This is a genomic window from Pseudomonas sp. NY15372, from assembly GCF_048068215.1.
In the GTDB taxonomy this organism is placed as follows: Bacteria; Pseudomonadota; Gammaproteobacteria; order Pseudomonadales; family Pseudomonadaceae; genus Aquipseudomonas; species Aquipseudomonas guariconensis_A.
The window spans coordinates 124,163-135,748 of the sequence record NZ_JBLUPY010000009.1; the positions used below are offsets into that span (position 1 = coordinate 124,163).

The 11,586-nt window shown below is 63.1% G+C and carries 10 protein-coding genes; 4 read left to right on the forward strand and 6 right to left on the reverse strand.

Annotation, left to right across the window (positions count from 1 at the left end; all coding sequences use genetic code 11):
• Nucleotides 1–45: 45 nt before the first annotated feature.
• Complete coding sequence (locus ACNFG0_RS10065) at nt 46–780, forward strand: hypothetical protein (protein WP_416764651.1); 735 nt, start codon at nt 46–48, stop codon at nt 778–780.
• A gap of 135 nt (nt 781–915) precedes the next feature.
• Here the strand turns inward: ACNFG0_RS10065 and ACNFG0_RS10070 are convergent, their stop codons facing one another.
• The 4 genes from ACNFG0_RS10070 to ACNFG0_RS10085 all read right to left on the reverse strand — a co-directional run bounded on the left by ACNFG0_RS10070 (nt 916) and on the right by ACNFG0_RS10085 (nt 4,904).
• The gene (locus ACNFG0_RS10070) at nt 916–1,914 is read right to left on the reverse strand and encodes a transketolase family protein (RefSeq protein ID WP_416764652.1); all 999 of its coding nucleotides are present in this window, start codon (nt 1,912–1,914) and stop codon (nt 916–918) included.
• A complete protein-coding gene (locus ACNFG0_RS10075; RefSeq protein ID WP_416764653.1) occupies nt 1,911–2,759 on the reverse strand; it encodes a transketolase in 849 nt (282 codons plus the stop codon). Before ACNFG0_RS10075 ends, ACNFG0_RS10070 begins: the two co-directional genes overlap by 4 nt.
• Before the next feature lie 21 nt (nt 2,760–2,780).
• Nucleotides 2,781–4,079 carry an MFS transporter gene (locus tag ACNFG0_RS10080; protein WP_416764654.1) on the reverse strand — a complete coding sequence of 433 codons (1,299 nt, stop codon included), beginning with the start codon at nt 4,077–4,079 and terminating at the stop codon, nt 2,781–2,783.
• A 75-nt stretch (nt 4,080–4,154) separates the two neighbouring features.
• Nucleotides 4,155–4,904: an SDR family NAD(P)-dependent oxidoreductase gene (locus ACNFG0_RS10085; RefSeq protein WP_416764655.1), complete on the reverse strand. Its 750-nt coding sequence runs from the start codon at nt 4,902–4,904 to the stop codon at nt 4,155–4,157.
• 195 nt (nt 4,905–5,099) lie between these two features.
• On the opposite strand from ACNFG0_RS10085, the gene ACNFG0_RS10090 reads away from it, so the two are divergent.
• Nucleotides 5,100–6,020 (forward strand): LysR substrate-binding domain-containing protein, encoded by a 921-nt coding sequence (locus tag ACNFG0_RS10090; protein ID WP_416764656.1) that lies wholly within the window; start codon nt 5,100–5,102, stop codon nt 6,018–6,020.
• A 667-nt stretch (nt 6,021–6,687) separates the two neighbouring features.
• On the opposite strand, the gene ACNFG0_RS10095 is transcribed toward ACNFG0_RS10090, so the two are convergent.
• On the reverse strand, nt 6,688–7,215 hold the full coding sequence (locus ACNFG0_RS10095) for a DUF72 domain-containing protein (protein WP_416764657.1): 528 nt from the start codon (nt 7,213–7,215) through the stop codon (nt 6,688–6,690).
• Nucleotides 7,216–7,417: 202 nt separating this feature from the next.
• Between ACNFG0_RS10095 and ACNFG0_RS10100 the strand changes: the two genes are divergently transcribed.
• Nucleotides 7,418–8,626, forward strand: a complete 1,209-nt coding sequence (locus tag ACNFG0_RS10100; RefSeq protein WP_416764658.1) for an MFS transporter — start codon at nt 7,418–7,420, stop codon at nt 8,624–8,626.
• A 96-nt stretch (nt 8,627–8,722) separates the two neighbouring features.
• Complete coding sequence (locus tag ACNFG0_RS10105) at nt 8,723–9,625, forward strand: LysR family transcriptional regulator (protein ID WP_416764688.1); 903 nt, start codon at nt 8,723–8,725, stop codon at nt 9,623–9,625.
• Nucleotides 9,626–9,689: 64 nt separating this feature from the next.
• Here the strand turns inward: ACNFG0_RS10105 and ACNFG0_RS10110 are convergent, their stop codons facing one another.
• Nucleotides 9,690–11,486, reverse strand: coding sequence for a glycoside hydrolase family 15 protein (locus ACNFG0_RS10110; RefSeq protein WP_416764659.1), 1,797 nt, complete (start codon nt 11,484–11,486; stop codon nt 9,690–9,692).
• Nucleotides 11,487–11,586 lie beyond the last annotated feature (100 nt).

The window sequence follows — 11,586 nt, forward strand, 5'->3', positions numbered from 1 at the left end:
ATCGCAGTGCCGCCGTCACATCGGTTGCTCAGCCATGGTAACGATTTGCAGCGTTATTACAGGGGGCGAGCTGGGCGCCTGGCGCCCAACATCAGCGTTACGCTCAGTCTGTCGATGACCTCTGAATTGGACCTAAAAACCGGCGAAAGTTATTACGTATCGCTGACAATCCAGAACCAGAGCAACATGGCGGTTAAAAACATCGTCATCACACCTCGTTCAGGGGATGATGCGCTTCTGGCAGTGGATACCTTTAATAATGTCGTTGATCTTTCAGCCGAAGAAACACGTGTCATCCGAATGCCTGTCAAAGCGCTTGCTGCCGGTACCACAACACTCCAGACCGCGATCTCCGTTCCCCCTGGCTTTGTCAACACAGGCGACCGCCAAGTGCACGCCAAGGCCGTCATAGTCACCCAGCGAGACTTGAACGTAACGCAAATTCTCAAAGGCCACTGGAAGAAAGTCTGGGACCAGCCGGAGTGGATCTATAGCTACGGGCTTACCTTGTCCTCCGCCAGCGCACGTGTCGTTAAATGGCGACTGTCATTCCTCTTGCTGGACGGTGCCAAGCTTGATCCTGACTGGCTGGAAACGCAGAAACACTGGCTGGAGGTAGACGAAGAGGCATCGACAGAAGGTTATATTGCGTTGACCAACAAGTCTGGCCACACGGTTGAGCCCGGAGCGACTCTGCCCTTGGATATTCAGGTGCTTTACCCCGAAGAATCCAACCAATACAACCAGCTCCATAACATTCGTTTGCGGCAGTTGCAGTAATGTCGAAACGTGCGGGCCGATAGCAGAATTCCGGCTCGTCGCACGCTGCCAGCCACAGTTGGCCCGCTTCAGCACCGGACACTGCGCCCGGTGCTGGAGCGAGCAGCCCGTGAGGGGCTTCCCACCACTTGAGCACTACAGCCAAGCCTTGATCTGCCGTGCCACAGCCTCGGTGGAAATACCATAGCGATCATGCAAGGTCGGCAGCGCGCCTGCGTCGAGGAACGCATCCGGCAGCGCGATCTGGCGGAACGTCGGCGTCACCCCGTTGCGCAACAACACACCGGCGACCGCCTCCCCTAGCCCACCGATGATCGAATGGTTCTCCGCCGTCACCACCAGGCGGCCTGCCTTGCGAGCTTCGGCAAGAATCGTCTGCTCATCCAGCGGCTTGATGGTCGGTACATGCAACACCGAGACATCCACGCCATCCCTGTGCAACTGTTCGGCCGCTTCCAAGGCGCGCATGGTCATCAAGCCGCTGGCGATCACCAGCACGTCCCGGCCGCCGCGCAGCACTTGCGCCTTGCCCAGCTGGAATTGGTAGTCGTAGCGATCCAGCACCAAAGGTACGTTGCCACGCAACAGGCGCATGTAGACCGGCCCTTGGTGTGCGGCGATGGCAGGTACCGCCTGTTCGATTTCCAGCGCGTCGCAAGGGTCGACGATCATCAGGTTCGGCATCGCACGGAAGATCGCCAGATCATCGGTGGCCTGGTGGCTGGGACCGTAGCCCGTGGTCAGGCCAGGCAGGCCGCAGACGATCTTGACGTTGAGGTTTTCCTCGGCGATGGCCATGCAGATGAAGTCATAGGCTCGTCGCGAGGCGAACACCGCATAGGTGGTCGCGAACGGCGTCATGCCTTCGCGGGCCATGCCGGCGGCAGCGCTCATCAACAACTGCTCGGCCATGCCCATCTGGTAGAAACGCTCCGGGTGGGCCTTGGCGAAGATGTGCAGGTCGGTGTACTTGGACAGGTCGGCGCTCAGGCCGACGATGTCCTGGCGCTGCTCGGCCAAGCTTGCCAGGGCGTGGCCGAATGGTGCCGAACGGGTTGGCTGGCCTTCGGCGGCAATGGAGGCGATCATCGCCGAGGTGGTCAGACGCTTTTTCGTGGTGTTTACAGTGCTCATGCTTGGCTCCCGGCGTCCAGCGCCTGCAGGGCGAGATCCCATTCGTGTTCATCGACGCGAATGAAATGGGTCTTGTCGCGGTTTTCGAGAAAAGGCACGCCCTTGCCCATGCGGGTATCGCAAATGATGACCCGGGGCTGCTCACCTGGATGGGCACGGGCCTGGTCGAAGGCCTGGACCAGGGCATCGAGGTCATTGCCATCGACCCGCTGCACGAACCAGCCAAACGCCTGCCAGCGATCGACGATCGGCTCGAATGCCAGCACTTCGCTGGAGTGCCCGTCCGCCTGCTGGTTGTTCACATCGACCAAGGCGATGAGGTTGTCCAACTGCCAGTGGCTGGCGGACATCACCGCTTCCCAGGTCGAGCCCTCGTTCAGTTCACCGTCCGACAGCAGGTTGTACACCCAGCTGGCCGAGCCCTTGCGCTTTAGCCCAAGGCACGCGCCAACGGCGATGCCCAGCCCATGCCCGAGCGAGCCACCGGTGATTTCCATCCCCGGCGTGTAGGCAGCCATGCCGGACATGGGCAGGCGGCTGTCGTCGCTACCGTAGGTTTCCAGCTCCCCTTCGGGAACGACCCCGGCTTCGATCAACGCCGCATACAAGGCGATCGCATAATGCCCGATGGACAGGTAGAAACGGTCGCGCGCCTCCCATTCGGGGTTGGCCGGGTCCATGCGCAACGCATGGAAGTAGGCCACGGCGAGCAGGTCGGCGGCGCCCAGGGCCTGGCCGATATAGCCCTGCCCCTGGACCTGGCCCATGCGCAGGGCATGGCGGCGGATGTTGTGAGCGCGCACGGCCAGGGGCAGCGCCTCGTTACGGGTAGGCACAGCAGTCATTGGAGTGACTCCTTGTTGAACTCAACGATTGACCAGGTTTGCCGGTACGCGCAGCACCAGGAAGGCACCGAATACCAGCACGAGGGTGATCAGATACATGCCGATGGCATTGTTGCCCCAGGTCGTGGTGACCCAACCGATCAGGTATGGCGAGCAGAAGCCGGCCAGGTTGGCGAAGCTGTTGACCGCCGCGATGCCTGCCGCGGCCGAGACGCCTCCCAGCAAGGTAGTGGGCAGCATCCAGAACAGCGATGAGGCGGACAGGACGCCTGCAGCGGCGAGGCAAAGGCTCAGTATCGACAAGAGCAGGCTGCTGCCCAACGCCGCGGCCAGGCTCAGGCCCAGCGCGCCGAGCAGCATGGGGATCGCCAGGTGCCAGCGCCGCTCCCGGTGGCGGTCACCACTGCGCCCGGCCAGCAACATGGCGAAGATGGCGCACAGGTAAGGGACGCTGGTCATCAGGCCGATATGCAACGGATCGCTTACACCCGCATTGCGCACCAGTGTCGGCAGCCAGAAGGTGATTGCGTACTGGCCCATGACTACGCAGAAATAGATCCCGGCCAGCAGCCATAGACGACGATCACGCAAGAAGTCACTCACCGAGCCGTGCCTGACCTTGTGCTGCTCGTCTTCGGCCAGCTCCTTGCGCACCAGGGCCTTTTCCTCGTCGTTGAGCCAGTGGGCCTGTTCCACGCTATCTTTCAGGTAGCTGAGCACCAGGATACCCACCAACACGGTCGGGATCGCCTCGAGGACGAACATCCATTGCCAGCCGGCCCAGCCTTGCACACCGGCGAAGCGCTCCATGATCCAGCCCGACAGAGGGCCGCCGATCATGCCCGACAACGGGATGGCGATGAACCACAAGGCCGTCATCTTCGCCCGGCGATAAGACGGGAACCAATAGGTCAGGTACAGCAGAAGCCCCGGAGCAAGACCCGCCTCGGCGATACCGAGCAAGAAACGCAGGGCATAGAACTGCCAGGCCGTCTCGACGAAGGCGAACATCGCCGAAATGATGCCCCAGGTGATCATGATGCGGGCGATCCAGCGCCGGGCGCCGACCTTGTGCAGGATGATGTTGCTCGGCACTTCGCACAGGAAGTAGCCGATGAAGAACATCCCGGCCCCCAGCCCGTAGACCGCTTCGGAAAGCGCCAGGTCATCCATCATCTGCAGCTTGGCGAAGCCGACGTTGACCCGGTCCAGGTAGGCACACAGGTAGCAGAGCATGAGAAAAGGCATCAGGCGCCAAGCCGTCTTGCGGTAGGCACTGCTGCGCGCGTTCGAAGCCGCGTCTAGCGTCATCGTAGTCATGTCGATCTGATCTCTTGTTGTTATTGGCCGCCCGGACCAGGCCGGGCTCAGATACAGAACACAGTGGCTGGCTGCTCAGTGGATCAGCATCCCACCGTTGACGTCCAGCGTGATGCCGGTCAGATAGCTGGACAGTTCGCTGGCCAGGAACAAAGCCGCATTGGCGACGTCCTGCGCCTGGCCCAGGCGGCCCAGGGGAATACCCTCGATGATGGCGTGGCGTCGTTCGTCCTGCATCAGGCCGCCGGTGATGTCGGTGTGGATCAGGCCAGGGGTGATCGAGTTGACCCGCACGTTGTCCGGGCCCAGCTCACGGGCCATCGCCTTGGCAAGGCCCAGCACGCCGGCTTTCGCCGCGCTGTAGTGAGGGCCGCCGAAGATACCGCCGCCACGCTGGGCGGACACCGAGGACATGCAGACGATGCTGCCGGCACCTTGATCGCGCATCGTCGGGATGACCGCCTGGGACATCAACAGCGTGCCACGCAGGTTGACATCGAGGATGCGGTCATAGTCGGCACCGGTGATGTCCAGGGTCTTGACCGGCTGGGTGATGCCAGCATTGTTGACCAGCACATCGATCCGGCCGAAATGGGCCAGAACCTGCGCCACGGCATCGCGCACCTGGGCTTGATCCGCGACGTTGGCGGCCAGGCCGATGTGGCCCTCGCCCAGGGCAGCGGCGGCATCGGCTGCCGCGCGGGCGTCGAGGTCGAGAATCGCCACCTTGGCCCCCTGATCAGCGAAGACCTGGGCAGTGGCACGACCGATACCACGGGCAGAGGCTGCGCCGGTGACGATTGCAAATTTGCCTGCAAGTAGCATGAGAAGTACTCCGGATGATTATTGTTGTGGGCGGCGGTCCGGAAGAACCGATGGGCCCAGCTTCATGCCGGAGCGCATCGCCAGCAACGCAGTGTGTTTCATCCGGTGCTGAAAAAAATTCAGCCCTTGCCTTGTCGTTGGCGATGATTGGCGTGTACAAACACCCCTGCCTTCCGCGCTGAGCAGGGAATGACCATGAACCAGGACGCGATCCGCAAGCCGCCACAGATCCCTCCACTGAAAGCAATTCAGTCCTTCGAACAGGTCGCCCGCTTTGGCAATGTGGCGAGGGCCGCCGAACAGCTCAACCTCACACCCTCGGCGGTCAGTCACCAGATTGCCAATCTCGAAGCGCTGATCGGCCGTCCTTTGTTCATACGCGAAGCCCGGGGTGTGTCATTGACGCCTGCCGGCGAGCAGTACCTGCGCGAGGTCGCCGGCATCCTACAAAGCCTGGCCAGCGCCACGGAGCGTGCCGGGAGCGCGGTTGGCTTCGATTGCCTGCGGCTTCACTCAGCGCCCAGCTTCGGCCTGCTGTGGCTGTTGCCGCGCCTGGAACACTTTCGCAGCAGCCATCCGCAAATCCAGATCAACCTGTCGTGCTCCTACGAGTCCCTGCATTTCGGCCGTCACCAGATCGACCTGGACATCCGCCATGGCTACCCCAACTGGCCGAGCCTGGAGGTACGCACCATCCGTCATGAACGTGCGACGGTGCTGGCCTCGCCACAGTTGCTCGCACGCCGGCAGATAGCGCAGCCCAGCGACCTGCTACGTGAAAACCTGATCCTCTCCGAAGCCGCCCTGGTCCAGTGGCCCCAATGGTTCGCCCAGCAAGGTGTGACCCTGCCACAAGCCCCATTTGCGTTGAGCTTCGACCGCTCCTACATGAGCCTGGAAGCCGCTGGCCATGGGTATGGATTTGCCCTTGAGAGTTCTTTGTTGGCCCAGGACTACATTGCCAGGGGCGAGCTGGTGCCGGTGTTCCCAGAGGAACTGGCCACGCCCGTCAGTGCCCATCACCTGGTGTTCCCTCGTGGGCATGCCGAAGCCTCGAGGGTGCGGCTGTTCCTCGATTGGGTGCAGGGTCAGCTGGGGCATGATTTCAACTACTGAACCCATGGCACCCGGCGTCAAATGCGCCCGGCTGGTCTTGTCGATGTCCATGGGCTTGCTGAGGATTACCCCATCGCCGGCAAGCCGGCTCCCACAGGGATCGCGCCAGTTCTCATAAACTTTGCCAGACAGCCCCGCAGGGCGGCGCAGCTCTCAAGCGTAACGCTGTACCTGTGGGAGCTGGCTTGCCAGCGATTGGGCCCATGCACCATGTCAGCCTGGATACTCGACCAGCAGGCCACGAACCTCGGCACCCGGCGTCAACTGCGCCCGGCTGGCCTTGTCGATGTCCATGGTCTAGCTGAGGCTTACCCCATCGCCGGCAAGCCGGCTCCCACAGGGATCGCGCCAGTTCTCATAAACTTTGCCAGACAGCCCCACAGGGCGGCGCAGCTCTCAAGCGTAACGCTGTACCTGTGGGAGCTGGCTTGCCAGCGATTGGGCCCATGCACGATGTCAGCCTGGATACTCGACCAGCAGGCCATCCATGCCTTCGTGCTTCAGCCGTACTGGGAGTACGTCCAGGTTGAATTGCGGGTTGGTACGGGGCGAGGAACGGTCCTGATATCGACCACCACCTGCACACTGAAGCTGCGCATCAATGCGATGAAGACCTCGATCGATCGGGTCGAATGCCCCACGGTGAATACCGTTTTCGGCGCGCAGCTCATCGGACCAGGTCCAGGCTTGCCTGCAGTGCCAGAGCATTACCCAAGGCGGCCCCGGCAGCGGTGTTGTCGAAAATGCACCAGGTCGTCACGTTTGCCTCACAGCTCGCTCGCAGCTGCGCGGCCAGACGCTGCCCGGCATAACGCCTGCGTACAGCCTCGAAAAAGCGCCGGGCGACGTGCGGGTCGTATTGCAACGAAGGCGGCAATTGCACCAGCAGGCAGCCCAGCCGTTCGCCCAGTTGCCCGGACTGTTCTAGGAACGCTTCGAGCAGTGCATCGCAGGCATGCAAACGCTGCTCATGGGTGATCGTCTTGGGCACCTTCACCGAGAAACGAAAATGATCAGGCACCGAAGCGGCCCAGCGGGCGTAGGTCTGGGGCTTGTGCGGGCGGTAGAACGCGCTGTTGATCTCCACCGCACCCAACCGTACGGCGTAGCGCTGTAGATGGCTGCCCACCTGCGCAAACGCCTCGGCATAGGCGCGGGACAAGCTCCAACCGGCACAACCAATGAACAACGTCATAGGCGGGACTGACCTCCAGGACTCGAATGCCTGTCTGTTCAGACGATGGGCGAAACCGGGGCGTTCCGTCGAGTTGCTCTAGCGCAACGACGACGGCCAGTGTTGCGCAACGCGCACAGGTTCATTGCGGCGAGCTCGGATACCAACAGCACGCCTGCAAACATAGGCTTGTCGTTGACTTCCCCCAAACGGAGATCTCGCCATGTCAGCGAGCAGCCCTGAGATTACCGCTTCACCCTCGGTAGAGGCCGACACTTCGCCCGCCCTGTCCAAGGCACTGATCCTTTTCCTGGCGTTCTGTTGTGGTGCCGTCGTTGCAAACCTGTATTACGCCCAGCCCGTCGTTGAACTCATCGCACCCAGCATCGGGCTTACACCCGAACATGCCAGCCTGATCGTGGCGTTGACCCAGTTGGGCTATGCCGTCGGCCTGCTGTTCCTGGTGCCGTTGGCCGACCTCCTGGAAAACAAGCGCCTGGTCATCGGCCTCACCCTGGTTGTCGGCGCCTGCCTGGCCGCGGCCGGCCTGGCCGATTCGCCTTCGCTGTTCCTGGCCGCGTCGCTGCTGATCGGCCTGACCTCGGTAGCGGTGCAGATCCTTGTGCCCCTGGCCGCCCACATGGCCCCGGAAAGTACCCGGGGTCGGGTGGTGGGAAACATCATGAGTGGCCTGTTGCTCGGCATCCTGCTCGCCCGCCCGGTATCGAGCCTGGTGTCCGAATACTTCGGTTGGAGAGGCATGTTCTACAGTGCTGCGGTACTGATGGTAGTCATAGCCGGCCTGGTCGCGATGCTGTTGCCCGAACGTATGCCGAACCAGCGCACTACCTACGGTCGTCTGATCGGTTCGGTTTTCGCCTTGGCCAGGCGACACGCCGTGCTGCGCGAGCGCTCGCTGTACCAAGGGCTGCTGTTCGCCAGCTTCAGCTTCTTCTGGACCATCGTTCCCATCGAGCTGATCCGCCATTACGGTTTCAGCCAGAACGGTGTGGCGATGTTTGCCCTGGTCGGTGCCGTTGGTGCGATTGCCGCGCCCATCGCCGGGCGTCTTGCCGATGCCGGCCATGGCCATGCGAGCACCTTGGTCGCCTTGCTGCTGGCTCCCCTCTCGCTGCTGCTCGCCGGCATTCCTGGGCTTGGTTATCTGGGCTTGGTAGCTGCGGCTGTCGCCCTGGACTTTGCCGTACAAATGAACATGGTTCTGGGACAGCGCGACGTCTACGCGCTGGACCCACACAGCCGGGCACGCCTCAACGCTGTGTTCATGACCTGCATCTTTGTCGGCGGAGCCTTGGGCTCGGTGTTGGCAAGCCCGCTGTATGAACGCTTCGGGTGGTCTTCTTCGCTCTACGCAGCGGCCGCGATTCCAACCCTGGCGCTGATGATCTTCCTCGCCCGGCACAGACGTTAGTCCTCGCGCATGACTATCGTCCCGGCTGTCGATATCCTCGGGCACTGTGCGCAGACGCGCTACCGCTCGCGGATCCCCTTCGACAGAGTTGCACCTATGGATAAATTTCTCGCGCTGAGCATGTTCGTCGAAACGGTGCGCTGCGGTAGCTACGCTGCCGCAGCGCGAAAGCTTGGCGTCGCGACCTCGTCGGTCACCCGGCAGGTTGCAGCCTTGGAATCGGCGCTGGGCGCCACCCTGCTGACCCGCAGCACGCGGCGAAACAGCCCGACCGACCTGGGCCAGGCCTATTTTGACAATGCCGTTGCCATCCTCGACGCGCTGGCCGCTGCAGACAGCATGGTGACCGACCGTGGGTCGCAAGCCAAAGGCAAGCTCAGGGTCAGCGTGCCCGTTGAGTTCGGCCGCCGCTTGATTTCGCCTCACCTGGCCCAACTGCTCGCATGCCATCCGCAGTTGGAGGTGACCCTGAGTCTGAGCGATGAGCGGGTCGATCTCTTCAAGGACCGCATCGACCTGAGCGTGCGCCTCGGGTCGAGCATTTCCAGCGAGGACGTCGTCTGCACCACCATTGGCCATTTCCAGCGGTGGCTGGTGGCGAGCCCTGGCTACCTGGAACAGCACGGATTACCTGCCCACCCGAACGAGCTGACCCGCCACGCATGCCTGCGGTTCGACTACGGCGGGCCCATGCGGGCCTGGCATTTCCAGATCGACGACGAAACGCTGCCTGTCGCGGTGCAAGGGCGGATGCAGAGCAATAATTCCGACGTCCTGCGCCAGGCAGCGGTGGACGGCCATGGCATCGCGCTGTTGGCCGACTGGCTGGTTGCCGAAGACGTACAGGATGGGCGCCTGGTCCGGTTGCTGCCTCGATTCGAGGTGAACCCGACGTCGGCAGATGCATCGATCAACCTGGTGTATCTGCCGATCAATCGGGACTCTACCCGAATCAAGGTATTTGCCCAGTTCATCAAGTCATTGCTCGGCAGCGGCTGATCCTCCCACAGCGCTGATGCAGAGGCAGCGCGAGTAACCCCGTTCCCACGACAACCGGCAAGTTTCAACTACAGCTCGCCCGATCCCGCACTGGACACTGTGCCCGGTGCAGGTTCAGCGCGGTATTGATGATCCCGATATGGCTGAACGCCTGGGGGAAATTGCCCAACATACGCTTGCCCACCGGGTCGTACTGCTCCGCCAGCAGGCCGACGTCGTTGCACAGCCCCGCCAACCGCTCATACAGCGCCCGCGCCTGTTCCTGGCGGCCGAGCAACACGTACACATCCGCCAGCCAGAACGAGCACACCAGGAACACGCCCTCCCCCGGCGTCAGCCCGTCGCTGCAGCGGTCGCTGTCATAGCGCAGCAGCAAGCCGTTGCGCAGCAGGCGCTTTTCGATTTCCGCCAGCGTGCACAGGAACCGTGGATCTTCCGCCGGCAGGAAGCCGGTCAAGGCGATCTGCAGCAAGCTGGCGTCGACCTCCGTCGAGCCGTAGGCCTGCACGAAGCATTGGCGTTTTGGGTCGAGCCCTTGCTGGCAGACTTCGCGGTGAATCTGGTCGGCCACCTGCCGGTAGTGCCGCCCGCGCTCGCGGTCTTCCTCGGTGGTTTCGGCAAGGCTTGCGGCGCGGTCGAAAGCGACCCAGGCCATGACCTTGGAATGCACGAAATGCTGCCGCCCCCCGCGCACTTCCCAGAGACCTTCGTCGGGCTCGCGCCAGATGCGCTCCAGGTACGGCAGGATCAGGCGGGCAATGGCCGAGCTGCGTGGGTGCCGAGGCAGGCCGCCGCGGATGGCTTGGGTCATGGCGTCGGCAAGCTCGCCGTAGATGTCCAGCTGCAGTTGCTGGGCCGCGGCGTTGCCGATGCGAACGGGTCGGGACTGTTCGTAACCACTGAGCCACGGCAGGGTGAATTCCGGCAGGTCGCGCTCACCGGCCAGGCCGTACATGATCTGCATCTGTTCCGGGTTGCCGGCCACCGAGCGCAGCAGCCATTCGCGCCAGGCCTGGGCTTCATCGAAGTAGCCGAGGTTCATCAGCGCCAACAGGGTCATGGTGGCATCGCGCAGCCAGCAGTAACGGTAGTCCCAGTTGCGCTCGCCGCCGACGCGCTCGGGCAAGGAGGTGGTGGCGGCGGCGACCATGCCGCCGGTGGGGGCGTAGGTCAGGGCCTTGAGGGTCAGCAGGGAGCGGCGGACCAGGGGCGTCCAGGGGCCGACGTCGGGACAGCGGGCGGCGAAGGCTTGCCATTGGGTATGGCTGTTTTCCAGGGCCTGGTCGGCATCGAAGTCAGGCTGCGGGGGCAAGTGCGAAAGTTGATGGCGCAGGCTGAACACCTGGCGTTGGCCGGCATGGACACGGAAACGGCAAACGCTGTGGTGATCGTGGGAGTGGACGGGCTCGGTGCTGCGCAGGATGAGCCGGTCAGGGCCGGCGACGGCGCTCAGGGTCAGGGGGTCGATCTTTTCCACCCAGGGGACGCTGCGGCCATAGTCGAAGCGCAGTACCAAGTCCATCTCGAAGCCGGTTTCACCGGCCAGGCCTTCGACGATGCGGACCACGGCGTTGTGCTCGCCCAGCGGCATGAAGTCCAGGACACGGGCGCGACCGCTGGCGGTGGTATAGGTGGTTTCGAGGATCAGGGTGTCGTCGAGGTAGCGCCGGTCGGTGGTTTCCACCCAATCGCAGGGGGCCAGGCGCCAGCGGCCGTTTTCCTCATTGCCCAGCAGCGCGGCGAAGACCGCCGGGGCGTCGAAGCGTGGCAGGCACAGCCAGTCCAGGGAGCCGTCGCGGCTGACCAGGGCGGCGCTGCGGCAGTTGCCCAACAGGGCGTAGTCTTCGATCGGGGCAGGCATGGGGGCTCCTTTGTTGGACTGCGCATTTGGGGGCGCCACGCGCCCTGATCGCGGTGCAAGCCCGCTGCCATAGGGCCCGTGCCGACGCCGAAACCTGTGG

Excerpts from the sequence above, each read along its gene's own strand:
- ACNFG0_RS10080 (WP_416764654.1), bottom strand. The coding sequence starts at position 4,079 with ATGACTACGATGACGCTAGACGCGGCTTCGAACGCGCGCAGCAGTGCC.
- ACNFG0_RS10085 (WP_416764655.1), bottom strand. The coding sequence starts at position 4,904 with ATGCTACTTGCAGGCAAATTTGCAATCGTCACCGGCGCAGCCTCTGCC.
- ACNFG0_RS10105 (WP_416764688.1), top strand. The coding sequence starts at position 8,723 with ATGGATAAATTTCTCGCGCTGAGCATGTTCGTCGAAACGGTGCGCTGC.
- ACNFG0_RS10090 (WP_416764656.1), top strand. The coding sequence starts at position 5,100 with ATGAACCAGGACGCGATCCGCAAGCCGCCACAGATCCCTCCACTGAAA.
- ACNFG0_RS10100 (WP_416764658.1), top strand. The coding sequence starts at position 7,418 with ATGTCAGCGAGCAGCCCTGAGATTACCGCTTCACCCTCGGTAGAGGCC.
- ACNFG0_RS10110 (WP_416764659.1), bottom strand. The coding sequence starts at position 11,486 with ATGCCTGCCCCGATCGAAGACTACGCCCTGTTGGGCAACTGCCGCAGC.
- ACNFG0_RS10095 (WP_416764657.1), bottom strand. The coding sequence starts at position 7,215 with ATGACGTTGTTCATTGGTTGTGCCGGTTGGAGCTTGTCCCGCGCCTAT.
- ACNFG0_RS10075 (WP_416764653.1), bottom strand. The coding sequence starts at position 2,759 with ATGACTGCTGTGCCTACCCGTAACGAGGCGCTGCCCCTGGCCGTGCGC.
- ACNFG0_RS10070 (WP_416764652.1), bottom strand. The coding sequence starts at position 1,914 with ATGAGCACTGTAAACACCACGAAAAAGCGTCTGACCACCTCGGCGATG.